This is a genomic window from Mesorhizobium sp. M1163 (genome assembly GCF_040318415.1).
Classification (GTDB): Bacteria; Pseudomonadota; Alphaproteobacteria; order Rhizobiales; family Rhizobiaceae; genus Mesorhizobium.
The window spans coordinates 50,078-76,821 of sequence record NZ_JAMYMF010000021.1 but is presented as its reverse complement, the minus strand read 5'-3'; the positions used below and the strand labels follow the sequence as shown (position 1 = coordinate 76,821).

Below are 26,744 nucleotides of genomic sequence, written 5' to 3'. Positions count from 1 at the left end.
CTCGTCTGCGCCTCACTCCTTCAGGGATCCGAGGGTGAGGCCGCGGACCAGATGCCGTTGAACCAGCAGGATAAAGATGAAGCTGGGTATGATCGCGGACGTGCCGAGCGCTGTGATGTAGCCCCACTCGGTCGCGGTCGAGGTGACAAAGGTCGAGATCTTCACCGGCACAGTGCGGATCGACGTTGTCAGGAACAGTGAGAGCAGGAACTCGGTCCACGAAAAGATGAAGCACAGCACAGCCGTCGCAGCGATGCCGCCCTTGACCATGGGAAGGACCACGCGTTGGAACGTCTGCCAGCGCGTCGCTCCGTCAATCAGCGCCGCCTCATCAACCTCGCGCGGAACATCGTCGAAGAACGACTTCAAAAGCAAAACCGCCAGCGGCAGGTTAATCAAACTGTGAACGAGGATGAGCCCCGTATAGGTATCGCGCAAGCCGAGATCCCGGAACATGAAAACGATCGGAATGACGATCGCGATTGGCGGCATGAAGCGCTGCGAGAGAATCCAGAACAGGAAGGACTGCTGGCCGCTGAACTGCATTCGCGACAGACAATAGGCGGCCAGAGTGGCCAGCAGCAGCGTCAGCGCCGTCGATCCGACGGCTATGATGGCGCTGTCGAGCAACGACTGGCGCGAATCGTAGGAGCTGGCGCCGCCCTTGATCACCCCCGCCGCCTCGCCGCCCTGTTCCATGCCGATGTCGACGCGCGAAACGCCAAGCAACGTCACGCGGTAATTGTCCGGCGTCGGCGCGAAACCGGTGTAAACCGGTCCACTGCGATCGAAGATCGCCGAATAGGGTTTGATAGACGACAGAGCCCACCACGCGATCGGGAACATGAAGATCGCCACCACCAGGATGGCGAGCACGTCACGGGCGATCGTTTGGGCGCGCGACGGTTCCATCAGAACCTCACCTTGAACAGCCTGACGAAGACGTTCGACACGACGATCAAGACGACGAGCACGATCAGCGACAGGGTCGCGGCATAGGGGAAGTCTCCGGTGAAGTAGATTCGACCCGCGTAGAATGAAAGCGTCTCGGTAGCCGTGCCTGGCCCGCCGGCGGTGATGATGTAGACGTAGTCGTAGATGCGAAAGAGATCGACGCCGCGGATCAGCACCGCGACCGCTATCACCTTGCGCAGCATCGGCAATGTGAGCCGCCAGAACGTCTGGATGCCATTGGCGCCGTCGATCGCCGCGGCTTCGAAAGGTTCCTTCGGCAGTGCCCTGAGCCCTGCCAGGATGATGAGCACCATGAACGGCGTCCATTGCCATATGTCGGCCAGCAGGATCGCCGCCAATGCGGTTCCCGGCTGCGTCAGGATCGGCTGTGCCGGCGAGATCAGATCGAGGGCATAGAGGTAGAACGACAGGACGCCGAAAGAGCCGTCCTGCATCAGCAGGAACATCATTCCGGTCACGGCAGGCGGCACCACCAGCGGCAGTGTCATCAGCGCCCGCAGCACCCCGTAGCCTTTGCGGTCGGTGTCAAGCAGAAGCGCGATAAGGATGCCGAGCGCAAGCTGAACGGCAAGCGCGACGAAGGTGTAGATCAGCGTGGTTTCCAGCGAATGCCACATCCGCGCGTCCGAGAATGCGCGCGTCCATTGGTGGAGCCCGGCAAAGTCGAGCTGCCGGGAAACGACGTTGCGTTTGTGAAACGACAGCCAGACCGAATAAGCCAGAGGATAGATGCCGAAAACGAGAAGCATCACCGTGATTGGCGCAAGCCAGGGAAACGGATGCTCGGCCGTCATGAACCGGGGCAGGGCCCACCTGGAACTCGGCCGCGTGAGGGTTGTGGTGCTCACGCGCAAATCTCCGTTCGGTGACAGAGATGCATCGGCCTTCTCCCTATCGGCCAGATTGTGCCAACTTGAACTTTTGTAAGTTTGTTGTGCCTTTTGTTAAGAACGTGTCGGACGGCCGCCGATTTGTCAAGTCGGTTCCATCAGTGCTCAAGGGATTGCTCGCGGTCCCACGGGACGCCGTCATCGCCGGATATGGAGTTCTTTTTGTAGAACGCCGCTGGCAATGCCGTGTACCAGCATAAAAAGCACCAGGGCCGCCGCCAACTTGGCGGCCCAAGAAACTACGGAACGCGTCCAGGAGCTCGGGAGGACCGCCCGGGCTTGTTGGGAACTCGCCTCAATCCGGCAGTCTGATCTGGAGCTTCACGTCCGCCGGCCGGGCTTCGACTGCGCGGTCGAAGGCAGTGATGGAGTCTTCGAAGGGGAAGGTCGCCGAAATGAGTGGCTTCAGGTCGACCCGGCCCGACGCCATCAGGGCGATCGCCCGCTCATATTGGTGGGCATATCGGAACACAGTCTCGATGCGGACTTCCTTGGTCGAGGCGGTGGCGACATCGAATGCGATCGGCGCCACCGGCAGGCCGACCACCACCACCACGCCACCGGGCCGCGGCAAATCGAGCAGGGTCTCCCATGCCTTGGACGAGCCCGAGCATTCAAATACGGCGTCGGCGCCCCAGCCATCGGTCAGGCGCTTTACCTCCGCCGCCAGGTCGCGGACGTTGACCGGGATCACGCCTTGATAGCCGCCGGCAATGTCGAGCTTGGGTTGGGCGAGATCTGCAACAACGGCGCGGGCACAGCCGCCGGCGAGCGCCGCGATCGCCACCATCGTGCCGATCGGCCCGGCGCCAATCACCACCGCCGTGTCACCCGGCGCGATCTTCGCTTTGGCCGCCGCCTGCATTCCGACAGCGAAGGGCTCCACCATGGCGCCTTCGGCGAAGCTGACATTATCGGGCAGTTTGAAAGTGTAGTTGGCGGGGTGAACGACATAGGGTGTCAACACGCCGTGGATCGGCGGCGTTGCCCAGAACCTGACCGCCGGGTCGATGTTGTAGAGACCGAGCCGGCTCGCTCGCGAATTGGGATCGGGAATACCCGGCTCCATGCAGACGCGGTCGCCGACCTTTAGATGCTCGACGCCTTCGCCTGTTTCGACGACGGTGCCAGCGGCTTCGTGACCCAAGACCATCGGCGCCTCGACCACGAACGGGCCGATGCGGCCATGCGTGTAGTAGTGCACGTCAGAGCCGCAGATGCCTACCGTATGGATCTTGATGCGAACTTCGCCCGGGCCTACGGTCTGTGGCAGATCGATGTCACGCAGCTTGAGTTCGTGCTGGCGTTCAAGGACAAGGGCACGCACGTTCGTCATCGACTTAGTCTCCTCTAAAGCCGATTGTTCGAGGCCTCCTCGACCTTACTTGCATTCGGCACCCTCATCATAGCCGCTTATCCACGGCTTCAAAATCCAGTTCGGAAACGGGTGTTGCCTGATTCCGTACCGACTTCCCGGCCAAGGACTTTGAAGGCCGACCATGCCGCTGCCGAATTAGCGCGGGATCATCAAGGACGGCAAGGCCGCTGCTATTCGCGACTACCTCGATCATATGGCCCTGGGTGGCTTTGCTTGAGGCTTGTCGGGACCTGCTACAGGACGCATGATCCACGTTGGGCATTCAAGCCGAGTTCCGGTGATGGAGCGGCGATCAGGGGCGCTCGATTCAATCCCAAAGGTGTGCCCGCGCTATATTTGTCGCTGACGGTCATGACGACTGTCAAGGAAGCCAACCAGGGCTTCGCGCATCGCATCGATCCCTGCGTGCTGTGCTCTTATGAGGTGGACTGCGAGGACATCACTGATCTGTCAACCAAGCAGGGGAGAATCTTCTGGCACGCTTGCGAACATGGGCAGCGCCTGGGCCACGGCTCTCGGCAACGGAGAGCGACCTGCATCCTGGTCCATCTACGACCGGCTGCGGCCTGAAGGCATTGCTGGAATTCTGGTGCCGAGTTTTGGTCCGGGCGCGGAGACGGAAGACCGCAATTTGGTGCTGTGGGACTGGCGATCTTCCGCACAAAGTGAACGTGTTCGATCCGAGCGGTCAGCTGCCGAAAGACCAGCTGTCCTGGCGATGAAACAGGCCCGGAGGCTCCGGGGCTGCCCGATGGCAGAAAACCAGTCTCTTGACGCTCAGGGTGAAGGCGTTCGCGTGAACCTGAGCGGCGGAATAACGGCAGAGGAGGGGTTTTTGCCTCCTTAGAGGCCGGAAGCCCTGGTCAGGTTGATGCGGAAGCGATGTCTGCGGCGCTGATAGCGGCGGGTCATCTCCGAGGAGGCATGGCCGAGCTGTTTTTGCACATCGCGTTCGTCGACCTCGGCCGACGAGGCGAGGCCAGCGCGCAGCGAGTGGCCGGCGAATTTGACGATGCGGGCCATTGTCGAGGAGCAGCGGGCAAGGCGCAGCAATGACGATGATCGAATTTTTCTCTTCAAAGGCGGGGTTCGAATAGGACAACTAGAACTAGCAGCCCCGCCAGCGCGTGTTCCTGCTGGCCGCTGTCCCAGCGTTAGCGCGAGGGCCTGGCTCCCACGCCCTGCATCGTCAGCGACCGATCGGGAGCACGGGCTGCTCCGCAGACTCGACTTCATATCAGCTGGCGCTAATTATCGTCCCCTGGGTGAAAAAACCTTAGAGGCGACATGCTGAAACCATCAAGGAAGAACAATGTTCGAGAGAGCCGACTTCTATCTCTTTTTCGCAGCTATGGTGATCGTATCACAGTACGGCGGGTCACACGCAAACTTCATTCGTACCGAGATTGGCTCAGAGCCTTTGCCCTGACGCACCTCCCGACGAGCAAGACTCATCACTGCAATGCCTGCGATCGCGATGTAGCGGCTTTTTACCGTTTCGGAGCGTACACTCTTATCTGCCCGCTTTGTCATGCCGTGGATCGTGAGCGGTTTTTGATTTGTGCTCTAGACCGTAGGCTTATCAAGTTGCCGGCGGGGCAGCTTGAAATTCTCCAGATTGCGCCGAGCGAGAAGGGTCTTTCAAAGAGACTCTCTCAAGCGGGCAATCTAATCAAAGCCGATTTCGAGCCGGGACGGTACGGGCCCGATACCGTGAAAATTGACCTGATGGACATGCGTCGCACCAGCGATCTCGATATCGTCGTCTTAAGTCATGTCATGGAACACGTACCTGATGATCGGCATGTGTTTCGGCAACTTTGGTCATCTCTTAAGCCCCGAGGGCAGGTCTGGATCCAGGTGCCGCTTATTTATCGCCAAACGATCGAAGCGACGCCATCTATGTCACTGAGCGAGCGCGACGAGCGCTTTGGTGGATCGGATCACGTGCGAGCCTACGGACCGGATATCAAGGAGCGTATCGAGGACGCCGGCTTTACGGTCACCCGAATAAATTCAGATCGTATACCCGCCGCGGATCGCGACCGGCTTGGGCTTCTCTCCGATACTCTCTTTGTGGCAGAACGGCCCGAGTAACCCAATTTGGAATGAAAGCATTGTTGCCACGCTTGTCCGCTTGGGCCTGCCTTCGGGCGCCGGGCCGGCTTTGCCCAGCCAACCCGGACGCGAGCGGACAGATTTGGTTCCGTGGGGCTCCATCTTCGAAACTGCGGCGACCGTTTTAAAGAAATCAAAAGGCTGCCGAAGGCGTCATCTTGGCGACGAGGCCATGATCGGCGAATCCCACCCCTCCGCGACCATGATCCGAGGGCTATCTCGCGCCTTGCCTCTCAAAAAGTGGTTTGTCTACCATGCGACGGAGCGTCGCGAGGAACATAATCAATAGAAAAATCAATGCCTTAATGACTAGACCTTCGTTCCTTGATGCCTCGCAAACTTGTCTAGGTGCAGAATAGGAGCCGCGTCTACAACTGCTCGCGGCGCCAATGGCGCCCAAAAGGCATACGTCGACGAAGCTGGTGCACGACGAGGCACTGAGCATCCACAGCCTGCGGCGCCTCTACGCGTTGATGACCCGAAGCCGCCTTACGCATTGCCTGTTGACCCAGGCATATCTTCTCTGTCCGCATAAAAGGCATACAGTGGTATAAACAGGAGATATCGTCGGTTTCCAATCTGATAACGGATGAAGGGAGTTGAGTGATGTTCACGAACAGCAAACGTTTTTCGCGCCGTCGGTTCCTCGGCGTCAGCGCCGGCGCCTTCGCAGCCGGCCCGTTGGGCCCGTTTGTGCGAGCGGCATGCGCGCAGGTGACGACATTCAAGGCCGGCGTTATCACCTCGCTGTCGGGCGAGAACATCCTCGGCGGCAACCTGACCAAACGCGGTTACGACCTATGGGCGGAGGCCGTCAACGCCAAGGGCGGGGTTGAAGTCGCCGGCGAGCGTTTCAAGGTCGACATGTTCTACGGTGACGACCAAAGCAACCCCGCGACCGGCGCCGATGCCGCCGAGCGCCTGATCGTCCAGAATGAGGTCGACGTGCTATTCGGCCCTTACACCAGCGGCTCGACTATCGCCGTGCAGCCGATTTGCCAGAAGTACCAGGTGCCGATGATTTCCGGCTCCGCGGAATCCCCAAACGTTTGGAAGGCCAAGCCGGAATTCAACTTCGGCATCATCCCGGCCGTGGACACCACTGCGGGTAAATCGCTGGCCGTGCTGGCGAAACTGTCTAACCCCATGGCCAAGACGATTGCTGTGATCGGCGTCAACGAACCCTTCTCGAAGGAAACCGGCGAAGGTTTTCGCGACGGGGCCAAGGAGGCCGGATTGGAAGTCGTCGCCTACGAATTGGTGCCGGCCTCTGGCGACCTTACCCCCGTCATCTCTAAGATCGCAGCGCTCAATCCCGATATCGTCGCCGTCGGCGGCCATGAGGAGCCGCTGATCAATGTCGTCAAGACCTCCAAGTCGCTGAACTTCCGGCCCAAGGCGCTGATAATGCACTATGGCGTCACCGACCCGGCCTTCGCCCAGGCGCTCGCCGCGGACGCCGACGGCACCTGCGGCGTCTCCGTGTGGCTGCCGTCAGTTTCATATAAGGACGACCTCTTCGGCACCGCAAAGGAGTTTGCCGAGATGGCGCAAAAGAAGTCCGGGCACGAGCCCGACTATACCGAAGCGGCCTGCGCGGCCAGCGGTCTCGTTTTCGGCGATGCCGTCAAGCGGCTTGGCAAGAAGCCGGGGCTCACGCCTGAAGACAGGGTTGCTCTTAAGGACGCGATAGCCGCGACCGACATCCAGACCTTCTACGGACCGATCAAGTTCGAGAAGGAAGGCAACCACTACCACGACAACGTCCAGCCGGTGCCGGTGCTGATCCAGATTCAGGGTGGCAAGACCGTAGCGGTGGGGCCGAAAGAGGCTGCGGCAGCGGACCTCACCTACCCGCTGCCAGCTTGGAAATAGCCGGTTCTGGACAGGGTGGGGGCGGCCTCGTCGCCATCACCCTTGCCCGGCGCAATGACGGTGGTTGCGCGTGCTCGGAAAATGACGGACCATGCTATCGTGTGTACGGCCGCTTTGCCGCGGCACTCCGCTCTTTCGTTGGCTGACGGACGGTTCCCGCGTTGGATCTATTCCTACAGACCTTGCTGAACGGCCTTCTGATCGGCGGCGTCATCGCCACTTTTACGATCGGTTTCCAGCTCGCTTTCGGTGTGCTGCATGTCATCGATTTCGCGGTGGGCGGCTGGGTCGTGCTGGGCGGCTATCTCGGCTACTATATGGGTGCCGGACTTGGTGTCGACGGATTCCTGGCGATCCCCGTGGCCTTCATGCTGTTTGGCGCCATCGGCTATCTGATTGGGCCGATCCTCTACAATGTCCGCAACAGCCGCACGGCGCGGCCGGAATTGATGGCGCTGGCGTTGACCTTCGGCCTGTTCACACTGCTGCGCGGCGGCATGCTGACCGCGTGGGGCTTCAATACCCACAGCGTGCCGACCGTGTTGAGCGGCGAGAGCCTCGCCGTCGGGCCCGTGACGGTGCCACTGATCCGCGTGGCCGCGGCGGTCTTCGCGATCGCCATCGCCGGCGGACTGTTCCTGTTCCTCTACCGCACCCGCTATGGGTTGGCGATCAGAGCGACGGCTGAAAACCGGCAGAACGCCGCACTGATGGGCGTCAACATCCGCCGCCTCAGCGCCACTGTTTACGGGCTCTACGCAGGCATCACTGCCATGGCCGGCGTACTAATGGGTGCAATCTTTTCAGTGAACCCGGAAGTCGGCCTGCGCTATACTCTGTTCGCATTTTTCGTGGCTGTGCTTGCCGGCTTGGGCTCCGTCGGCGGTGCCCTCGTCGCCGCGCTGCTGCTCGGCGTCATCGAAGCCTTCGTCGCGACCTATGTCGGGTCGAGCTATTCGCTGCTGGCGATCTTCGGCACCCTATTCCTCGTCCTTCTCGTGTCTCCGCGCGGGATCCTGCGGCACGGCTTGTGAGGCGGGACATGAAGCCACGCTGGGCCGTCCTCCTCCTGCTGATCGCCGTAATCGTTGTGCTGGCGCTGCTGCCGATGCTGGTCAACAACTACTGGCTGCGCATTGCCACTGGCGCGCTGATGTGGGCGGGGCTGGCCTGCTCCTGGAACATGCTCGGCGGCTATGCCGGCTACATCAATTTCGGCCATTCGGCCTTCTTCGGGCTCGGCGCCTATGTTACGGCGCTGCTGATGGGCGACAGGCTCGCCTGGCCCTTCTTCGCCACCCTCCCGGCCGGTATCGTGGTGACGGCGCTGTTTGCCGTCATCATCGGCGCGCCGACGCTGCGCCTGCGCGGCGCCTATTTCGCCATAGCCACCTGGGCCTTCGCCGAGGTGCTCATACAGTTCGCCTCGGTGATGGACTTCACCGGCGGCATCGGCGGCATTGGGCTGCCGCCCTTTCTTGACGAGCGCTTCTTCTACTTCGCCATGTTCGGCGCGGCTGCGCTCACCTATCTCATTACGTGGGCGCTGTTCGAGCGCTCGCGTTTCGGGCTGAAGGTCAAGGCACTGCGCGATCATGAGCCGGCGGCGGAGGCTATCGGTATCAATACTTCGCTGGTCAAGCTGCAGACCTTCGTGCTCAGTGCCGTCACCGCCTCGGTATTCGGCGCGATCTTCGCCTACTGGGTCACGTTCATCAATCCGAAAAGCGTCTTCGGCGGCGACATCACCGATCAGATGGTGGTGATGGTGCTGCTGGGCGGGCTGGGCAGCCTGTGGGGGCCGGCATTGGGCGGTGTGGCGCTCTTTGTCGTAAACCGCATCATCTGGATGTACTGGGGTGACACCGCCTTCTATATCGCCATATTGGGCGCGGCCATCGTGCTGGTGGTGCTGTTCCTACCGAACGGCATCGCCGGCATGTTTTCGAGGCGCGTGGCCAAGTCTGGCGCCGTGCTGGACAAGGCGGTCGGCAATCTTGTCGGCGGCGGCCCGGGACGGCCCAGTTGAGCGCCGCCGAGGGCAAAACGGCTGGCACCGGCGAGCCTATTCTCGTCGTGCGCGAACTCCACTGCCATTTCGGCGGCATCAAGGCCGTCAACGGTGTCTCCCTGGACGTCGGTCGGCGCGAGATCGCCGGCCTGATCGGACCTAACGGGTCTGGCAAGTCGACTCTGTTCAACCTGATATCGGGCACGGTGATGCCGGATCGTGGCCAGATCCGCTTCGACGGTCACGAAATCGGCGGCCGAAAGGCTCACGCGATCGCGCGGCTGGGGCTTGCTCGCACCTTCCAGATTCCGGCCATGTTCGACAATATGAGCGTCACCGAAAACCTGCTGGCGGCTGCGGCCGAGGGCCACTGGCAGGGCGCGCGCGAACGGGCGGCCGATACGCTGGCGCTGCTCAAGCTGGAGCATGTCGCCGACAACCGCGCATCCGATCTTTCCGGCGGCCAGCAGAAACTGCTGGAGTTCGGGCGCGTTGTGATGCGCCAGGCCTCGCTCATTCTGCTCGACGAGGTGACAGCGGGCGTGCATCCCAACATCCGCAAGATCATCGTGGAGGCCATCGCGCGGCTGCGCGAGCGCGGCACCACTGTCCTGGTCATCGAGCACGACATGGAAATGGTGCGGAACGTGTGCGACCGCATCATCGTCATGGATGCAGGCCGTGTCGTGGCCACCGGGCCTTTCAACGACATCGTTCGCAATTCGGAGGTTATGCAGACCTATCTGGGGCGGCCGCAATGAGCACCACGCTCACCGCCGACAACATCGTTACCGGCTACGGCAAGCAGGAGATCGTCCATGGCGTCTCGCTGAGCGCGGAAGCTGGCAAGATTACCTGCATCTTCGGGCCGAACGGCAGTGGCAAGTCGACCCTGCTCAAGGCCATTGTCGGCGCGCTGCCGGTGTGGAGCGGTACGGCGCGCCTGGGCGAATCAACACTCTCTAACCTTGCCGTCCATGAGGTGGTGCGCCAGGGGCTGGTGTTGATGCCGCAGGGCGGCGGTGTGTTTCCGCGCCTGACAGTGATGGAGAATTTGCGCATGGGTGGCTACGCCATCGCGGACCGGCGGCTAGTCGAGCAGCGCATCGAGGCGCTGATCGAGCAATATCCCTCTTTGGCACGGCGGCGGCGTACCGCGGCCGGTTCGCTTTCGGGCGGCGAGCAGGCAATGCTTGCGCTGGCGCGGGCACTGGTTTCGGAACCGCGCTTCATTCTGCTGGACGAGCCTTCCGCCGGATTGTCGCCGGCCATGGTCATCGAGACGCTCGAACGCATTACCACCCTCACCGCGCACGGCATCGGCATTGTGATGGTGGAGCAGAACATCCGCGAGGCGATGCCGATTGCGGACAAGCTTTACATCCTGGCGGCCGGCGAAAAGCGCTTCGAGGGGACGCGTCGTGACGTGCGCGACGACCGGCAGATCATGGAAATCTATATGGGGGGAGCGTGAGAGAAGCGGTCGACACCCCAGCGCGAGTTGCAAGTGCCAAATGTGGCTTGGCGGTTAGTTGTAAGAAGGCGGTCATTTTCGGCAGTCAATTGGGAGAATGATCAGGCTGAGTTCGTTGTCGTACAGAAGTTCAAGCCTGCTGCTCAGAACCTGAACACTCGCCCTGTGGCCGACTTGGCGAGACCTTTGCGTCGAGCAACATTTCCGTTCTCATATCCAACTCCCGTCGTTCGTTTCGTGGAATGCCGAAGATATCGCCGCAAAAGGGGAATGTTCAGATCACCGGCCCGGCGCTTCGCCGAAGCCACCGGCAGGATCGTCCTTGCCAAAGCGAGCGTTGAAGTCCGCCATGAACTCAGGTGCATAAGCATTGGTCTCCTTTGATCGTGCTGATGACGCGCAGGCGCAGTGCCTTCACAAGCCGATCTTGGAGTGTCTGATTGGCGCGCTCAACACGTCCTTTGAGAACCGGCACGCGTCCGCCTGCAGAATAATAGAGAGATGGTCCCGAAATGGATGTTGCGTAGGAGCCCGGGATCGACGGGCGTCACTGCAGCACTTCTTGATGGATTATCATGTCCGCGGCCCGCTGGCCGATCATCATACTGGGCGCATTGGTGTTGCGGCCGATCAACTTCGGCCGCGTCCAGGAGGGAAAGGGCCGCAAGGACCGCCACTCCACGATGTCGCCGCGACTGCACGAACTGCTCCGCGTCTGGTGGCGTGAGGGCGACGACGGGGCATGAAGCTGCCGCAGCTTGCCTGTTTCCGCGCTGCAACCCCGGTCACTGACGGGAATCAGCTATGCGTAGGAGCACCGCGCCAGTTTTCTGAGAATCGATCCTCGGGATATCGGATGCGGCACCCAACGCTTCGAACGCCTCCCGAAGCGGAGCGCATGCGCCGCGGCTGTGATCGGCGAGTGCCCATCGGAATCTCGCCACACTTGTCACTCCAGTGTCGATGTCCGATCCTATTCTATCGCACGAGCAGCCAACTGGTTTATAATTGCTCCAACTGTCCCAACTATGGAGGAAGCCGATGCAAGAGGCCCTCGTCGTCCGCCGCGAGACACACATCCCGGCGCCCCCCGCTGCGCTGTTTGCCCTCCTGACCGATCCGGAGAAGATCCTGCGCTGGATGGGAACAGAGGCGCAGCTCGAGCCGCAGCCCGGCGGGCTCTATCTCGTCAATGTTACCGGGGCTCGCGTCGCTCGCGGCTCCTTCCGGGAGGTGGTGCCGGTGCACCGTCTGGCATACAGCTTCGGCTGGGAAGAGAGCGATGAGGTGCCGCCGGGATCGAGCCTGGTCGAAATTGATCTGATCGAGCAGCCGGAAGGAACGCTGCTGCGCCTGACCCACACCGGCCTGCCCAGCGCCGAGCAATGCGCCGGCCATGCGGAGGGCTGGGCTCATTACCTCGGCAGGCTGGGCGAGGTTGCAGCCGGGCGTGATCCCGGCCCGGATCCCAAATACGGCCACACGGGCAGGGGGTGACAGCCTTCCGCGCACGATATCGCCGCCCGTGAGCCCGTTGCAATTTGACGGCGGACGCCGGCTCGCAGGGCGGGTCGAACCCGGCGCCATCGAAGATCGGACCGTACCAGCGCCGGGGGCGGGGGGAGGATAGATCGGCGGGCCGGCTGCGCATCGTCACGGCGCGGATGACAGGCCGGGTGCGGTGGCCGCATAATCGCGCCATGGATCTGCCCGCGCCTCTCGCCTGGCTGGTGGACGAGGCCGGCGCCTCGGCCGCCCCCGATCGGTTTCTGGCCGAGCTCGGCGGCCGACTTCTGGCTGACGGCCTGCCGCTGGCCGGCGGCGCGCTGACGCTCGCGGTTCCGCATCCCATTGTCACCCGCCGCACCTGGCTTTGGCGGGCGGAGACCGGGGCGGTGATCGAGGCGCTGAGCTTCGCCGGCGGTCCGCTCGGCCAGGCTGGGCGCGACTGGCTGGCGGAGCTCGGCCCGGTGCAGGAGGGCCCGGTTGGCCGGGCGCCGGATAGTCCGGTGCTGGGCTGGGCCGGAATCCGGCCGTTCGGCCCCGCCGAGGCTGCCCGGCTGCGCCAGGCCGCGCGCTTCGCCGCGGCGCCCCTTGCCGCACTTGCCGCGCGGGCGGCGCTGACAGCGCTACTCGAGGCTTATCTCGGCCGGCGCAGTGCCGCCCGGGTGCAGGGCGGTGCCTTGCGCCGCGGCACCGGAGAAACCATTCACGCCGCGCTGCTCTATGCCGACCTGCGCGGCTTCACCGCCCTGTCCGAGGCAACCGAGCCCGCGGCGGTGATCGCCGCGCTCGACGCCTGGTTCGACCGCGTCGCCGGTGCGGTGCACGCCTTCGGGGGCGAAGTGCTGAAATTCATCGGCGACGGCATGCTGGCGATTTTCCCGGTCACCGCTGCGCCGGCCGAGGCCTGCGAGGCGGCGCTGCGCGCCGTCGTCGCCGCCCGCGCCGGCATGGCCCATCTCGATGCGGGGCGGCAGGCGCAGGGCCTGCCGCGGCTGCCGTTCGGCGCGGCGCTGCATCTCGGCGAGATGCTGTGGGGCAATATCGGCGCGGTCGACCGGCTGGATTTCACCGCCATCGGCCCCGCGGTCAACCTGGTCAGCCGGCTGGAGGGGCTATGCCGGCCGCTCGGCCGCTCGGTGCTGATCTCGGGCGCGGTCGCCGCCGAGACCACCACACGGCTGGTGCCGCTGGGCGAACACGTGCTGCGCGGCATCGCGGCGCCCTGCACCGTCTTCACCCTGCCGGATGCGTAATCGCGGTCCTGCGGGGCGGCGGCGTCAACCGCAGATTTGGTTAGCTTGATTTTGGCCATCTAGTCGTCTCCGAACGTCAAAAACTAGGAGCAGAATAGGGGCACTCAGACCCACTGCTCCGGACTACTGCCGCGTGCTAGAGAAAAGGTCGAAGGCTCAAGAACGCAAGCTAAGTCCTTGCATCGTAGTGGCTTTTCGCATTTTTACTTGCAAACGGCGGACATGAACTTAGACGAAATTGGCGGGCTCTTAGTCGCCTTCCGCCCCCCTTCGGCGTCTGCATCCGGTACGGTTTCATCAAAGATGACCGACCAGACAACATCCATCAGCCTGCGGCGCCTGACGCCATGATTGTCACTTGGGGGAAGGCCGGACTGGCGCCCTGAGCATTTGTGGCGCAACTGCGACGCATGGCATGTGCATGGAATGGCGCGAAGACACCGTCCTCGGGCAAGGTGCGGCAACGCTATCATGTCAGGATGATAGCCATCAATTCGCTCTTCTGCCGTGCAGACTTTGGTCTTCCGCTTGATTGGCGCGAACGCGACTTCCTATTCCAAGCGCGCTCGAATGCTTAGGCTCAGGTTTAAGGTGGCGGCGCATTGCGGTCTGGGCAATCAAGGGTTGAGCCTTCTTCACGTGGAGAAGGCTGATCGCCAACGCCGCCATAACGTTCAACGAGTTTTGCGAATCCGTAGGCGAAGGCGGAAAGAAGCGCCAGGATAACCACTATTCGGATGGCCATAGGGGATCGTAACAGGATCCCACATTGGATGTCGCAATTCCTCCGCTGCCGGTAGTGCGTCAATTTGAAATTTGACCTTTGCCGTGTCGCATCCGGTTCCGGCTCCTATGCTTAGCGGAGGTACGCAGGAGACGTGGGTCATGAGCGTGACGTCTGATAAGCCCGAGCATGTCGCTACCGCTTTTGCGAACGCTTGGAACCGGCATGACATGGATGAGTTTGCGTCTCTGTTCGCTTCCGATGCTAATTTCGTTAACGTCGTAGGTGTTTGGTGGAAGAACCGATCCGAGATCGAAGCGGCGCACCGAGCCACCCATGACACCATGTTTCGGGATAGCCGATTAGAAGGCGATATCTCGTCGGTTGTGGAATTGGCTCCGGGGCTTGCTTCTGTTCATTACACTTGGACGCTAACGGGAGCATTTGCTCCGGACGGCTCCCCGGCCGGGGTTAGGAAAGGCATATTGCTTCTGATTGTGCAAGAAGGGCAGTCGGGATGGCGAATCAAGGTGGCTCAGAACACGGATATTGTTCCAGGCGCAATCGCCCCAGCCGGCTCGAAAGGCTAGCTCGCGCCAACCAGAGGCGGAACAGGGCGTCCGCCAGCGAGCCTGACCACCAATACGTATGCGTGCCGGAATGCCGAATTCGACTGCTTTGATCCTCGTCACCGAGGCCGTCAGCGCCACGCGTGCCGAATTCCTGGTCTTCGCCAAGGCCCCATGGCGCCATGGACCTGAGGGTACCGGCCGAGGTGGGCGTCGTTGCGAAAGTGACTATCCTCGGCTCAGGCAAGCGCGATTTCTCCGCCGTGACAAAATGGTGAGCGGCGAAGACATGAAGCCCGAGCGGCTTGACAATAGCCGACTGAGGATGTCGGCGTGTTTGCCCAATCACATGCAACTAAGGCCATCTTGGCTCAAAGGTAGCCTTTGGCCGAGGTCGGTTCTGAATTGAAGCCGGCCTACATCTATCACGAAGTGAATGGCAGTTTTGCGCTTCAATATCGGCCGCAGAGGCGGATTTTGCTTTCGCCCAAAAGCAGACATCGCAGCTGACCATGCTGAAGGTCGCGCCCGCACTACCTGCCGACCTCAGCACCTCTAAGCGCAAACGTCTGGTGTAATGCCCGATGCGCGCGCTCGCAGGCCATCTCGCTGTTACATCGCCGTGACAAAAGCACCGCTACGGTGGCGTCAACCGGTTACACAGGGCAAGAAATATCTCCGGCCTTCTGGGAGTGACGTGTCAGCGTCTCCAGAGGCTGCGTGGGCGCGGCGACTGGAACGCTCCACGCCTCGCAAGAGGGATAGCGAAACCTCGTGAAGGCAAGGTCGAGCTGCGTTCTGCGTTCTATATCGGCGACGGCGGCGACTGGGAGAGATGGATACCATGCGCATGGGGCGTCTGGAAGTTGGCAGGACATGGACGCGGGGCGGCCCGCGTGCAGGCGCTTGGCTGAGCGGTGCAGTGACCACGCAGCGCCACCTCGCAGCGATCATGGCTTGCGACGTGGTCGGCTATTCGCGCCTGACGGAGCGCGACGAGCGCGGCACGCTCGAGCGGCTGAAGATGTACCGCAAGGACCTCCTCGAACAGCTGGTCTCTGTGCACCAGGGTCGGATCGTCAAGCTCACCGGCGACGGCATGCTGTGCGAGTTCGCGAGCGTCGTTAACGCGGTGACCTCGGCAATGGCGATTCAGCAGGCCCTGGCAGAACATGAGGCGGAGGTGCCCGAGGAAGAGCGGATTCGCTTGCGCATCGGTGTCAATCTCGGCGACGTGGTCTGCGAGGAGGACGGCGACCTCTACGGTGACGGGGTCAACATCGCCGCCCGACTCGAAAGCATCGCCGATCCCGGCACCGTGGTCGTCTCCGGCACCGCGTACGACCACCTTCAGGGCAAGCTCGATTGCGGCTTCACGCCGCTCGGCAACCTGCGCCTCAAGAACATCGAGCGGCCCGTGCGCGCCTACCGCGTCGAGACCGACGCCAGCGCCTCGGTGGCTGCATCGCCTCCCTTGCCCGAGAAACCCTCGATCGCGGTCCTGCCTTTCACCAACATGAGCGGCGACCCCGACCAGGAATACTTCGCCGACGGGCTGGTGGAGGACATCATCACGGGATTGAGTCGGGTGAACTCCTTCTTCGTGATCGCCCGCAACTCGTCCTTCACCTACAAGGGCCGGGCGGTAGACCTGCGCCAGGTCGGGCGCGAGCTGGGCGTCCGCTACGTGCTAGAAGGCAGCATCCGCAGAGCAGGATCGCGGGTGCGTATCAGCGGGCAGCTGGTGGACGCGATCAGTGGGCACCATGTCTGGACTGACCGCTTCGAGGGCGATGTGAGCGACATCTTCGACCTGCAGGACAAGGTGACCGAGAGCGTCGTCGGTGCGGTCGAACCGAGCATCCGGCTGCAGGAGATCAAGCAGGCGCGCATGAAACCGACCGAGTACATCAGCGCCTACGACCTCTACCTTCGCGCGCTGCCGCGCTTCTACAGCATGACGCGCGAAGGCTTTGCCGACGTGCGCCGGCTCACCAACGAGGCGCTCAGCATCGACCCTGGCTTCAACTTGGCGAAGGCACTCGGCGCCTATATCCGCAGCCTATCCGTGAGCCAGTGCTGGCACGAGCCCGACGATATCAGAGTCGCCGCGCGCATGGCGCGAGAGGTACTGGCGGAAGCGCGCGACGATCCCACGAGCCTGCGCTTCGCCGCGCAGGTGATCGCCTACAGCGCGAAGGACTACGAGATGGCGTTGCGCACGATCGAGCGATCCCTGCTGCTCAACCCCAATTCGGCGCAGGGCCATACGGGCAGCGGCTGGGTGAACGCACATTCCAGCCGCCCGCTCGTCGCCATCGAGCACTTTCACAGGGCAATGCGGCTGAGCCCGATCGACCCTGAGAAGGGCATCGCGCTCTCCGGCATCGGGATGAGCTACCTGATGCTCGAGCGCTACGAGGAAGCGCTGGCATGGGGAGAACGCGCGCTGCACGAGATGCCGAACTACGGCTCCTCGCACCGGGTGGTGATCATGGCGCTGGTCAAACTTAACCGGCTGGACGAGGCGCAGGCGGCGGCGCGGCGTCTTATGAAGGCGTTCCCGACCTACACGCTCACCCTGCAGAGACAGATCAACCCGTGGCTGGACGAGGTGTTCGCCGAGCGTTATGTCGAGGCGCTGGGCATCTCCGGCGTGCCAGAGTGATCGTCGCAGTTGCAAAGATGCCCGGCGAGGCGACGTTCCCTTGACCTGCGTCGCTTCTGGAAGGCCAGTTCTCTGGCGGCTTGTCTTAGGACTGAGCGCGTAGAGCAGCGTGAACAGCCGGCGAGCTCTCCGTTGAATTCGCGTCGAACTTCCGGTTTCGATCCGCTTCTTATAAGGCAACAGGCAACCTCCGGGCGGTTCAGATCCTGCTTGGGCACACCGAGATCGAGAATACGGTTCGCCATCCGGATGTCGAGGTCGGGGACGCGCTCACATCGCCGAGGGAACCGAGATCTGATCACGATGGCCTCTCGACTTCGCGGAGAGGTCATCATGTTCTGAAAGCCACCGCTCAGTTACGGGGCTCGATTTCCGCAATGCGTCGCATCACAGCCGTTCGGCATGGAAGATGGTCATCCCGAAAACCGCCGGTCCACTGTCGCCCATCAAAGGCGGAACTATGCGGCGTTGAGGCGCTAGGCGAATTTGCGCCTCGTCTCGGCGGTTGAGACGAGCTCTGCCACTTCCTGAAAGCGGTCGCTAGCGGCGATCACAAGCCAGATCCGGCCGAGCACCCAGAGGGAAAGCGCCCACCGGAGCAGCAGCCAGAGATGCGGTGTTGGCATTTTCGGGCCCCCTGAATCCGGCCCGGCTGAGTTTGATGGAGAAGTTCGACCAGGCGCCAGGCATAATCGGCAGCAGCACCAGTTCCATCAGGCTCAGGGTAAGTTGCCGATGAGGGCGCCATAGGTGGCAAAGCACAAACAGCTCAGCACCGCCGTGATGTGCAGCCACAGCATGGCTTTCATTGAGGTGAGAACGGTGGAGAAGCTTCCGAGGAAGCCGATCGTCTCGGTCCAGATCATGATCATATTTCTTTGGTGGAGTGAAGCCGGTGGGCCTTGGTCAGCCGGAGAAGCCGCCGTCATCGAGAAAACGTCTCCGCGTCCGCCGTTCCTCTCCTGGTCGCGGCTGGCACTGACCACGACCGAGCATTGGCCCCGGCTGCGCACATGTCCGTCAAAAGTCTGCGCCATGGCGGAGAAGTAACGATTGTCGTGGATGGGCAGCATCAGTCCGACCAGGCCCGATCGCGAGCCTCCCAAGCCCCGCGCCTGCAGATTGGTAGTGTACTGGTGGCGTTCGGCGAGGCTGAGAATTGTTTCCGCCGCCGCAATCCGATGGCGCTTGCACGGCGACACGCTTCCTTCACCGGCCTGATAATCACGGCGAACTCGGAGCCGATCGCCTCGATCGACAGCCAATACGCGGCGTCAAGACGATAAGGCGATCCGGCTCGGCATGATCGCGGCTGCGCTTGCGCCCGTTCCGGCCCGCTCGCATGCGATCAGCCCGCTGGCCGACAAGGCGAAGGTGCGCCGCGATACGTGAGTCTGGTCGGCATCGATCCACGGAATGAATGCTTGACCTCAAGTTAACTTCAGCTTGTACCAATAAGTTGTACGGATTGAAGGAGTATCGTCAATGCTGACCAACATTGATCTTCAGGGACTTCGTGTAGCAGTCACCGGCGGCACGTCCGGCCTAGGACTGGCGCTTGTCCGGCAGCTTGCCAGAGAGGGTGCGTTCGTCGCCTTCGTTGCCCGCACTGCCGCGAACGTCGAACGCATCGCTGACGAGACGGGCGCACATGGCATCGTCGGCGACGTCGGCAAAAAGGACGACATCTACCCGATCGCGTTGCAGGTCACCGCGAGCCTAGGCGGGCTCGACGTTCTGATCAACAATGCGTCGAGCCTCGGGCCCGTTCCACCGGCGCTCCTTGCCGATACCGAGTGCGAGGAGCTGGAAAAAGCGCTCGCGGTCAACCTCGTCGGCGCGTTCCGGCTGACGAAAGCACTGTTCGGTGCACTTGCCGCGTCCGCGCGCGAGGACCGTGGCGCGCTGGTGATCAACATCTCCAGCGACGCGGCGGTGAACGCTTATCCCGGCTGGAGCGCGTATGGTGCGAGCAAGGCCGCTCTTGCTCACCTGACGGCGATTTGGGACGAGGAGGCGAAGGCCGACGGCATCCGGCACCTCGCGCTCGACCCCGGCGATATGGACACCCCGCTGCACGCGCTGGCGCTTCCTGACGCCGATCCGTCGACATTGAAGCGTCCCGACCTGGCTGCTGCCGAGATCATCGAAAAGATGCTCGATACGTTGCCGGCCGGCGCAACACTTCTCGCCGAGACACGCGGATGATTGCCGCCGACCGTCCGGATCGGCGCGCCGCCAGGCTGCTCGTCGTGGAGGCGGACGGCGCGACGCGCGACCTGCCGCGCACTGAACTCGCGATACTGTTCGATGCCGGCGATCTGGTCATCGCCAATGACGCCGCGACCTTGCCTGCCAGCTTGCGCGGCACGCACCTTCCCAGCGACGAGGCGATCGAGATCCGCCTGGCAGGCTGGCTGACATTTCCCGACCCAACCAACTTCCTGGCGATTGCCTTCGGCGCGGGCGATCACCGCATGCGCACGGAAAATCGGCTGCCTCCGCCCCCGCTATCACCAGGCGATCACCTCCGGCTCGGCCGGCTTGAAGCCGTCATAGAGCGCCTTCTCGACCATCCTCGCCTTCTCGAATTGCGCTTCCGAGGCGACCGCGCAGCGGTGCTTGCAGGAGTGGCGCAGCACGGCCGGCCGATCCAATATGCGAATGTTCGCGAACCGTTGGCACTTTGGAATGTTTGGACGAAGATTGCCGCCGGGCCGGTGGCGTTCGAGGCGCCATCGGCAGGGTTCGCACTCGACTGGCGCACGCTCCAGGCCTGGCGTCGGCGAGACGTGGGCTTCGCAACACTCACGCATGCCGCGGGCGTGTCTTCCACCGGGGACCCCGCGCTCGACTTGCGCCTCCCTTTCGACGAGCCGTACCGCATTCCCGAGCGCACGGCGGCGCAGGTCGCGCGGGCGAAGCTCCGCGGAAGCCGCATCATCGCAATCGGCACGAGCGTGGTGCGCGCGCTTGAGGCAGCTGCCAACCCCGACGGCAATGTGCGTGCCGGAAATGGCATTGCGACAGGGCGTATCGCGCTGGGCACGCCACTTCGCGTGGTCGATGCGATTCTAACAGGCGTCCACCAGCCTGGCGAAAGCCATTTCGAGCTCCTGCGAGCCTTTGCCGACGATGCTCTGCTCGCCAAGGCCTCCGCAGCCTTCGCCGAGCACCGATATCGCACGCATGAATTCGGCGATTCCATGCTGCTCAATCGCCAACGGCTGGATCGACCGCGCGGACAGAACCGGGAAGTGCGCGAGACGAAGCCTCTACTCTAGGCGATCCGATGATCTTGGATTTCCAGGGCTTTCGCAAACGATGTTTTGATTAAACAATTGGTTCAAAACAACTATTTTGACACTAGTAACTTCGACTCTAGGGGTCCGGAGTTCGAATTTCGCCGCCGGGAGTCACGCGCGAGCTGCGGCTGAGACGCGGATAGGCCCGCGCCCTGTGCCGCGGTGATCGCCACCACGTCACCAATGCCTATTCGCCGCGCCAGGGTGAGCCGGGAGCGACGATGGCGGTATTCAAGTTGACGCTAATACAATATTGCCTACGCTCCAACGTTGGGCGATAGTGTGCGTCGGGAGGCAGGAGGCCATAGTTGGCTTTAGCTTAGACTTTGCCCAATCACGAGAGAATACCTTGCAGCTCGTGAATCGGTTCAAGGCAGCAGCTTGTGCTTCAGCCTAGGCGGAAGATGCCAGGTGGATCGTCTCTTCCACTGTAACGTTGCGTGGTTGGGAAGCAATTCGGCAAGCCTTTTCACAGAGCGAAGACAGGGATCTCGCTTGCGCAATACAGGAACTCAGCAATTACCCTGATGTTTGGGCAGGATGCCTTCGATGCGCCATGACGACCAGGAAACTGGGAGGCGACGCGTGAAGTCTTGGTAAGGGCAGCTGGCAGCGTAGTGGTGGCGTCGGCGATCGCGTGAACGCCCGGGCTCCAGACAGTGTCGAGGAGACAGCGGATGAGGCAACTCGAATTTTTCTATTTCCTTGGGAGTGGTTATGCATACCTCTCCGTCGTGCGTATCGGCCCTTTGGCGAGGGACGCTGGCATTACCGTCAGATGGCGTCCATTCAATGTCCGCACCGTCATGGCGGAAAACAACATTGCGCTTCGCCCGCAGACCGCCAAGGTCAAATACATGTGGCGTGACGTGCAGCGCAGGGCGCGAACTCACGCGCTACCCTTCGTAAATGCACCCACTGGCCAACCGACCCCGACCTTCTGGCCAACAGGGTTGCAATGGTCGCCGCGGAAGGCGGCTGGTGTGAGGACTATACAATCGAGAGCTTCAAGGCTTGGTATTTGGAGGGCGTGGCCCTCGGCGACAGAGCCCACCTTGAACACGTGCTTCGGCCACTCGGCAAAGACGTGGATGCAGTGATCGCTCAGGCCAACGCACCCGCCGCCCACGAGCGGCTCAAGATGGAAACCGATGCGGCGCGCGAATACGGAATTTTCGGTTCGCCTGCGTTCGTGGTAAATGGCGAAACTTTTTGGGGAGACGACCGGCTCGAAGAAGCGCTTTCTTGGGCAACCGGTCGGCATCGGTTGCAAGATGTCCATTAGCACGGAAGTGCGCGAGCCCCTTGGATCCGCCAATCGTGGCTGACCTGCCCTGTTTGTCCGCTATGAGCGAATTCGCCAAGGTGATGGTCGTTTCTGGCCGGCGGCGGAAAATCTGAAGAAGATCGCAGGGCAGATGGAGGGCAGCGGTCCAGACCGGCCGCAACGTCGAAAAAGCTATCTCGAGATACTCGAAGCGACCGTTCGTGATCCACTCGACGTTGGGAAATCAACGAATCTGCCGAACTAGGGGGCGAGAGCGAATCCACAGTCCCTGGCGGCTTTCTAAACGGCAGGAATGCGATTCTGTCGCCGCATGGACGCCAAGCTTGGCCCCGACGATCTGCATTGATAATAATGCAGATTTGCATTATCTTATTGCGATGAACAGGAAATGTTTAATATGACAACGTTGACAGTGACGACAAGGGGACAGGTGACGTTCCGCAAGGACGTGCTGCAACATCTGGGCATCAAGCCGGGCGAGAAGATCGAGCTTGATCTGCTGCCCGACGGTCGGGCGGAATTGAAGGCGGCACGGGCGAAAGGGTCATTCCGGGACCTCCACGGCTTCCTCAGAGGCAAGACGAACGGCCAGGTGCTCAGCATCGAGGAGATCAACGAGGCGATAGCGGAAGCGGGCGCCGCGGCCGGGTCCGGCAAGGAATGAGGGTTACGGCCGACACGAATGTGCTGCTGCGCGCCTATGTCGCCGATGATGAGGGGCAGGCGGCCGTTGCCGTCGACCTGCTGGCCAAAGCGGACATCGTGGCCGTGAGCTTGCAGGCCTTGTGCGAGTTCGCCTGGGTTCTGGCCAGGCAATACCAGACAGAGCGCGAAAATATTGCCGCGGCGATCCGGGCGTTGCTGAACACCGCGAATGTTGTCGTCAACCGGCCGGCAGTTGAGGCAGGGCTGTCAGTCCTCGATGCCGGCGGCGATTTCGCGGACGGCGTGATCGCTTTTGACGGCGGCTGGCTTGGCGGGGAGACTTTCGTCTCGTTTGACCGGAAGGCCGCCAAACTGCTTTCGGCGCAGGGACAATCCGTACAGCTTCTTTCCTAAGTTTTCCGCGGTGGTCTTTCGCACTGCGCTGTCGCGTCTGTTAGAGGCTGCTGCGAGGAATCGAATTCTGTTTGTCCCGTGCCACAATCATCTAGGTGCGGCAGGCAGGAGAGGCAGGTGCCAAATCTGATTGCGCGTGCCGGGAGTGCAGCTTTCCATAGTGAACTGTGCGCCGTCATGCGCGGTCAAGCATAGGCCGGAAGCACGACTCCTAAGTTGGCCGCCAGTATGATCCCAGCGTTGATTGCTTCCCTGCTGGCAGGAATGGACGATCACGTTCGAACCGGGTAGCCGGACATTGGGGGTGTTTGTGTTCAGCAACACCATTCCGGCCAATCCCTCAACGGGATGACGAGAGCGGCGAACTGGGAGTCCAGCCGCTCAGATCTTCACCGACCCGGCGGCCAAGCCCGCGAGGAAATAACGCTGTGCAATCAGATACAGGATCAGAAGCGGGAGCGATCCCAGCACGCTCATCGCCATCATCTCGTTCCATTCGAACGCATGTTGGCCCATTAGCAACTCGATACCGATTGGAACGGTCCGCATGTCTGTCGACTTCGTCAAAGTGAGCGCAAAGAGGAACTCATTCCACGCCAATAGAAACGTATAGACCGCAGTCGCTACGATGCCAGGCACTGAAAGAGGGATAACCACACGCCACAGCGCTGTCCAACTTGACCCCCCATCGACCAACACCGCCTCATCGAGTTCCCTTGGCAGGGTATTGAGGTAGCCCGTCATCAGCAGAATTGCGTAAGGCAAGGTGAATACCATGTAGGTTAGAATCAGCGCGAAGTAGGTGTTGAAAATACCGAAGGCGACGACCATGCCGAAATAGGGAATGAGAAGTGTGATTGGCGGGACGGTCTGTGTGCTGATGATAAAGACGTTGAGCGTATTCTTAAAACGGAATGAATAGCGGCTGAAGCCATAGGCCGTAAGAACGGCGACCAGCAGCGTCAGAAGCGTTACCACTCCCGCGACGAGATAGCTGTTGAGAAAGAAGCGCACCTTGACCGGATCATTGAAGATCGAAAGGTAGGCTACGTTGGTGAAATGGTCGGGCAGCAGCCTCGGCGGTAGGGCAAAGATCTCGGTGTTCGATTTCAACGAAGTGAAAAACATCCACAGGATGGGAAAACCTGCAAAGACCAGACCGGCCGCGAGCCCCAGATATGTCAGTACGGTGGGCAATACGGTGTTTTTGAAAGAAGAGCGCTTTGCCATTGCCGGTCACCTGGCCTTCTGGTGTTTGATGTAGAAGTAAGTCGCGCCCATCGAGATGATCAGGATGAAGATCGCGCTCGCCGAGGCTTGTGAAAATTCGTAACTCGAAAACGCAAGCTTATAGGTATATGTGCTTAGCACCTCGGTCGCATGGATCGGGCCACCGCCCGTTGTCATCCAGACCAGCGGGAAGACCTGCATCGTCCAGATGAAATCCAGCAAGGCGATGCTGATGATGATCGGCATCAGCTGCGGAATCGTGATGTACCGGAACTTTTGGAACTCATTGGCCCCATCGATGCCTGCGGCCTCGTAAAGGTCCTTGGGGATGCCCTGCAGACCGGCGAGCAAGCTGACCATGTAAAGCGGGTATCCCGCCCAGATGTTCGCAAACGTCAACGCATGGAGCGCGGTTTTCGTCGAAGAGAACCACTCGACCTTGAAGTTGACGATATGGAGCGCCATCAGGATGCTGTTGACCACGCCGTTGGGATCCAGAATCAGCCGCCAGATGATCGCGATGATCACCGCCGTAAAAAGCCAGGGCAAGATGTAGAGAACACGCAGAATGCTTCTAACCGCCGGATGGACCCGTTGCGTGTTGAGCAAGAGCGCGAAGGCCAAGCCGATCAGAAGATGGAAAATGACGCTCATCACCGTGAAATAGAGGGTCTGCCCGACCGACTGCCAGAAAACCGGATCTGCGAAGATCGTCACGTAGTTCCGCAACCCTACGAAAGCAGCGTCCTTTTTCATGATCGCGCCGTCCATCAGCGAATAGCGCAGGACCGTGATCATGGGAAACAGCATGAGCAGGCAAAACAAAAACGTGGCTGGCGCCACGTAAAACAGCGGGATCAGCCTCTTTCTTGTCTTGTAAGAGATCATGCCACGCTTGCGCACTTTCGTTGGCGTGACGATCAGACCTTCGTTGGCGAGGCTCATGAGGTGTAACCCGTTTGATCGTAGGAACGTATCGTCTGGTTACGATGCAGCGGCAGCGCGATAGAACCATATCGCGCTGCCGGAATTGTCTGGAGCTGCGCCTACTTGGCGAAGTCAACCAACCACTGCTTTTGCGTATTGGCAGCCGCGTCCTTTGCGGTTTGCTGGCCGTCGAACATCTTTTGCACTTCGACGTTCATGTCTCGCATCAGGTCCTCGGCGACGGGCAGGCCCACGAATTCGTTGGCCAGGTGGCCGCTTTGGTAGATCTTGAAGGCTTCCTCAAATAGCGGGTCCGATTTCGAGAAGTCAGGCTTCGCGTGCACATTGCCTGGAAAGGCGTTTGCGAGCGATACCAGGCGGCCGTTCACTTCCGGGCTCATCAGATATTCAACGAGCTTCCAGGCCTCAGCCTTGTGCTCGGTGCTGTTGCTGATGCCGATGCCCCACGAGGCATAGGGCAGTCCGCGCTTACCCGAATAGCCATCAACCGCAGGCAGGGCAGAGATGCCGAACTTGAGATCGGGGTTGCGCTGGCGGATAAGATTGATATGTGCCAGCGAGTCGATCATCATTCCAACGCGGCCGTTGACGAACTCTTCGACCTTGTCCTGTTCCTTCTTGGCAAAGATGCCTGGCGATATGACGCCGGCGTCCTGCAGGGACTTGATGTATTCGAGCGTACCGACCACGGCACTATTTTCCACATCGGGCTTACCGTCCTTGAGCATCGACGCCCCGGAAGCCCACACCCAAGACATCACGTCGTTCTGGATGCCGCCGGGATTTTGCAGCGATAGCGGCAGCACCCACCCGTATTCGTTCTTGTCCGTATTGGTCATCTTCTTCGCGGCAGCGGCGAATTCTGTGCGGGTAGTCGGCATCTTGTCGACACCGGCAGCCTTGGCCAGATCGAGATTGACGAAGACCGGGTATACGAACGAGGCTAGCGGGAACATGACGCTTTGGCCGTTGACCTTGATGATGTCAGCGATCTGGCTCGGGTCATATTTGGCGTCGGCCATTAGGCTGTCCATCGACGCGATTGCGCCCTGCTTTGCAAGCCCGTTGACCCATGCGCCGTCCAGGCCGACGACATCGCTGAGCGTACCCGACGCGGCGCCGACCACGATCTGATCATGGGTGGCGGAGTAGGGGCCGCTGACAAGCGTCACCTTGATGCCAGGGTTTTTAGCTTCGAACTCATCCATGATGCCACGCAGAGCGCCAGCGGGCATTTCGGGCTCCCACCATTGGATGAATTCGAGATTGGTCTCAGCGAAGGCGCAGGTGGCAGATAGTACCCAGACGGCCACAGCGGACGAAGCCGCTACAATATATTTACTGACGTTCATGTTTCCCTCCTCGGAGCGATGTTTTGGCTCGATCCTCCCGATCGCGATCAAACTAGGTTCCCTTCCGGGTCTTTGTGTCAATCAAGAACTGGGATCGTGAAGAATGGCTGGGATAATGCGA

General features: G+C 61.2%; 26 protein-coding genes and 6 pseudogenes. 21 read left to right on the top strand and 11 right to left on the bottom strand.

Annotated elements, in window-relative coordinates; all coding sequences use genetic code 11:
• Positions 1-12 precede the first annotated feature (12 nt).
• The 3 genes from NKH43_RS20235 to NKH43_RS20225 all read right to left on the bottom strand — a co-directional run bounded on the left by NKH43_RS20235 (position 13) and on the right by NKH43_RS20225 (position 3,201).
• Positions 13-912 (bottom strand): carbohydrate ABC transporter permease, encoded by a 900-nt coding sequence (locus tag NKH43_RS20235; RefSeq protein ID WP_352859556.1) that lies wholly within the window; start codon positions 910-912, stop codon positions 13-15.
• Entirely contained in the window at positions 912-1,823 is a 912-nt protein-coding gene (locus NKH43_RS20230; protein WP_352642010.1) for a carbohydrate ABC transporter permease, read from the bottom strand. The genes NKH43_RS20235 and NKH43_RS20230 overlap by 1 nt, the downstream gene beginning before the upstream one ends.
• A 337-nt stretch (positions 1,824-2,160) precedes the next feature.
• The gene (locus NKH43_RS20225) at positions 2,161-3,201 is read right to left on the bottom strand and encodes an NAD(P)-dependent alcohol dehydrogenase (protein WP_352859554.1); all 1,041 of its coding nucleotides are present in this window, start codon (positions 3,199-3,201) and stop codon (positions 2,161-2,163) included.
• Positions 3,202-3,388: 187 nt separating this feature from the next.
• Between NKH43_RS20225 and NKH43_RS20220 the strand changes: the two are divergent.
• The 3 genes and pseudogenes from NKH43_RS20220 to NKH43_RS20210 form a co-directional block, all read left to right on the top strand.
• Positions 3,389-3,460 (top strand): annotated as a pseudogene (locus NKH43_RS20220) (XRE family transcriptional regulator); the annotation flags it as partial.
• Complete coding sequence (locus NKH43_RS20215) at positions 3,457-3,813, top strand: RES family NAD+ phosphorylase (RefSeq protein ID WP_352859553.1); 357 nt, start codon at positions 3,457-3,459, stop codon at positions 3,811-3,813. The pseudogene NKH43_RS20220 and the gene NKH43_RS20215, both read left to right, overlap by 4 nt.
• Positions 3,734-4,090, top strand: a complete 357-nt coding sequence (locus NKH43_RS20210) for an RES domain-containing protein (RefSeq protein WP_352859552.1) — start codon at positions 3,734-3,736, stop codon at positions 4,088-4,090. Before NKH43_RS20215 ends, NKH43_RS20210 begins: the two co-directional genes overlap by 80 nt.
• Here the strand turns inward: NKH43_RS20210 and NKH43_RS20205 are convergent.
• Positions 4,087-4,260: pseudogene (locus NKH43_RS20205) on the bottom strand (tyrosine-type recombinase/integrase); the annotation flags it as partial. The gene NKH43_RS20210 and the pseudogene NKH43_RS20205 sit on opposite strands and share 4 nt — an antisense overlap.
• A gap of 270 nt (positions 4,261-4,530) precedes the next feature.
• On the opposite strand from NKH43_RS20205, the gene NKH43_RS20200 reads away from it, so the two are divergent.
• From NKH43_RS20200 to NKH43_RS20175, 6 genes are all read left to right on the top strand, one after another.
• Positions 4,531-5,340 (top strand): class I SAM-dependent methyltransferase, encoded by an 810-nt coding sequence (locus NKH43_RS20200; RefSeq protein ID WP_352590970.1) that lies wholly within the window; start codon positions 4,531-4,533, stop codon positions 5,338-5,340.
• Between the two features lie 627 nt (positions 5,341-5,967).
• Positions 5,968-7,236: an amino acid ABC transporter substrate-binding protein gene (locus NKH43_RS20195; protein ID WP_023723181.1), complete on the top strand. Its 1,269-nt coding sequence runs from the start codon at positions 5,968-5,970 to the stop codon at positions 7,234-7,236.
• Positions 7,237-7,397: 161 nt separating this feature from the next.
• On the top strand, positions 7,398-8,270 hold the full coding sequence (locus NKH43_RS20190; protein ID WP_352496556.1) for a branched-chain amino acid ABC transporter permease: 873 nt from the start codon (positions 7,398-7,400) through the stop codon (positions 8,268-8,270).
• Positions 8,271-8,278: 8 nt separating this feature from the next.
• Positions 8,279-9,265, top strand: coding sequence for a branched-chain amino acid ABC transporter permease (locus NKH43_RS20185; protein WP_352859550.1), 987 nt, complete (start codon positions 8,279-8,281; stop codon positions 9,263-9,265).
• Complete coding sequence (locus NKH43_RS20180; RefSeq protein ID WP_352859548.1) at positions 9,262-10,008, top strand: ABC transporter ATP-binding protein; 747 nt, start codon at positions 9,262-9,264, stop codon at positions 10,006-10,008. The genes NKH43_RS20185 and NKH43_RS20180 overlap by 4 nt, the downstream gene beginning before the upstream one ends.
• Positions 10,005-10,721, top strand: coding sequence for an ABC transporter ATP-binding protein (locus NKH43_RS20175; protein WP_023723177.1), 717 nt, complete (start codon positions 10,005-10,007; stop codon positions 10,719-10,721). Before NKH43_RS20180 ends, NKH43_RS20175 begins: the two co-directional genes overlap by 4 nt.
• A gap of 321 nt (positions 10,722-11,042) precedes the next feature.
• Here NKH43_RS20175 and NKH43_RS20170 read toward each other — a convergent pair.
• Positions 11,043-11,193: pseudogene (locus NKH43_RS20170) on the bottom strand (ISNCY family transposase); the annotation flags it as partial.
• A gap of 103 nt (positions 11,194-11,296) precedes the next feature.
• Between NKH43_RS20170 and NKH43_RS20165 the strand changes: the two are divergent.
• The 6 genes and pseudogenes from NKH43_RS20165 to NKH43_RS35345 form a co-directional block, all read left to right on the top strand.
• Positions 11,297-11,467 carry a hypothetical protein gene (locus NKH43_RS20165; RefSeq protein ID WP_023723176.1) on the top strand — a complete coding sequence of 57 codons (171 nt, stop codon included), beginning with the start codon at positions 11,297-11,299 and terminating at the stop codon, positions 11,465-11,467.
• A 295-nt stretch (positions 11,468-11,762) separates the two neighbouring features.
• Entirely contained in the window at positions 11,763-12,218 is a 456-nt protein-coding gene (locus NKH43_RS20160; protein ID WP_352859547.1) for an SRPBCC family protein, read from the top strand.
• Between the two features lie 203 nt (positions 12,219-12,421).
• Entirely contained in the window at positions 12,422-13,480 is a 1,059-nt protein-coding gene (locus tag NKH43_RS20155; protein ID WP_352859546.1) for an adenylate/guanylate cyclase domain-containing protein, read from the top strand.
• Positions 13,481-14,365: 885 nt separating this feature from the next.
• Complete coding sequence (locus NKH43_RS20150) at positions 14,366-14,794, top strand: SgcJ/EcaC family oxidoreductase (RefSeq protein ID WP_031194889.1); 429 nt, start codon at positions 14,366-14,368, stop codon at positions 14,792-14,794.
• A 901-nt stretch (positions 14,795-15,695) separates the two neighbouring features.
• Positions 15,696-17,441: an adenylate/guanylate cyclase domain-containing protein gene (locus NKH43_RS20145; RefSeq protein WP_352859544.1), complete on the top strand. Its 1,746-nt coding sequence runs from the start codon at positions 15,696-15,698 to the stop codon at positions 17,439-17,441.
• Between the two features lie 161 nt (positions 17,442-17,602).
• Positions 17,603-17,739, top strand: a pseudogene (locus tag NKH43_RS35345) (integrase); the annotation flags it as partial.
• 178 nt (positions 17,740-17,917) lie between these two features.
• On the opposite strand, the gene NKH43_RS20140 reads toward NKH43_RS35345, so the two are convergent.
• Together NKH43_RS20140 and NKH43_RS20135 are read right to left on the bottom strand one after the other, a co-directional pair.
• A complete protein-coding gene (locus NKH43_RS20140; protein WP_023721868.1) occupies positions 17,918-18,067 on the bottom strand; it encodes a hypothetical protein in 150 nt (49 codons plus the stop codon).
• Positions 18,068-18,400: 333 nt separating this feature from the next.
• Positions 18,401-18,610 (bottom strand): annotated as a pseudogene (locus NKH43_RS20135) (LacI family transcriptional regulator); the annotation flags it as partial.
• A 316-nt stretch (positions 18,611-18,926) separates the two neighbouring features.
• On the opposite strand from NKH43_RS20135, the gene NKH43_RS20130 reads away from it, so the two are divergent.
• From NKH43_RS20130 to NKH43_RS20105, 6 genes and pseudogenes are all read left to right on the top strand, one after another.
• Positions 18,927-19,649: an SDR family NAD(P)-dependent oxidoreductase gene (locus tag NKH43_RS20130; protein WP_352859542.1), complete on the top strand. Its 723-nt coding sequence runs from the start codon at positions 18,927-18,929 to the stop codon at positions 19,647-19,649.
• Entirely contained in the window at positions 19,646-20,725 is a 1,080-nt protein-coding gene (locus NKH43_RS20125; RefSeq protein ID WP_352859541.1) for an S-adenosylmethionine:tRNA ribosyltransferase-isomerase, read from the top strand. Before NKH43_RS20130 ends, NKH43_RS20125 begins: the two co-directional genes overlap by 4 nt.
• Positions 20,726-21,423: 698 nt before the next feature.
• A pseudogene (locus NKH43_RS20120) lies at positions 21,424-21,642 on the top strand (DsbA family protein); the annotation flags it as partial.
• A gap of 44 nt (positions 21,643-21,686) precedes the next feature.
• Positions 21,687-22,031 carry a DsbA family protein gene (locus tag NKH43_RS20115; protein WP_352859594.1) on the top strand — a complete coding sequence of 115 codons (345 nt, stop codon included), beginning with the start codon at positions 21,687-21,689 and terminating at the stop codon, positions 22,029-22,031.
• A 400-nt stretch (positions 22,032-22,431) separates the two neighbouring features.
• A complete protein-coding gene (locus NKH43_RS20110) occupies positions 22,432-22,698 on the top strand; it encodes an AbrB/MazE/SpoVT family DNA-binding domain-containing protein (protein WP_031194881.1) in 267 nt (88 codons plus the stop codon).
• The gene (locus NKH43_RS20105) at positions 22,695-23,093 is read left to right on the top strand and encodes a type II toxin-antitoxin system VapC family toxin (protein ID WP_352516340.1); all 399 of its coding nucleotides are present in this window, start codon (positions 22,695-22,697) and stop codon (positions 23,091-23,093) included. Before NKH43_RS20110 ends, NKH43_RS20105 begins: the two co-directional genes overlap by 4 nt.
• An 87-nt stretch (positions 23,094-23,180) precedes the next feature.
• On the opposite strand, the gene NKH43_RS20100 is transcribed toward NKH43_RS20105, so the two are convergent.
• The 4 genes from NKH43_RS20100 to NKH43_RS20085 form a co-directional block, all read right to left on the bottom strand.
• Positions 23,181-23,420: a ricin-type beta-trefoil lectin domain protein gene (locus NKH43_RS20100; protein WP_352590998.1), complete on the bottom strand. Its 240-nt coding sequence runs from the start codon at positions 23,418-23,420 to the stop codon at positions 23,181-23,183.
• A 54-nt stretch (positions 23,421-23,474) separates the two neighbouring features.
• The gene (locus tag NKH43_RS20095) at positions 23,475-24,323 is read right to left on the bottom strand and encodes a carbohydrate ABC transporter permease (protein ID WP_023721860.1); all 849 of its coding nucleotides are present in this window, start codon (positions 24,321-24,323) and stop codon (positions 23,475-23,477) included.
• A gap of 6 nt (positions 24,324-24,329) precedes the next feature.
• The gene (locus NKH43_RS20090; RefSeq protein WP_352591063.1) at positions 24,330-25,211 is read right to left on the bottom strand and encodes a carbohydrate ABC transporter permease; all 882 of its coding nucleotides are present in this window, start codon (positions 25,209-25,211) and stop codon (positions 24,330-24,332) included.
• 158 nt (positions 25,212-25,369) lie between these two features.
• Positions 25,370-26,623: an ABC transporter substrate-binding protein gene (locus tag NKH43_RS20085; RefSeq protein ID WP_031194880.1), complete on the bottom strand. Its 1,254-nt coding sequence runs from the start codon at positions 26,621-26,623 to the stop codon at positions 25,370-25,372.
• Positions 26,624-26,744 lie beyond the last annotated feature (121 nt).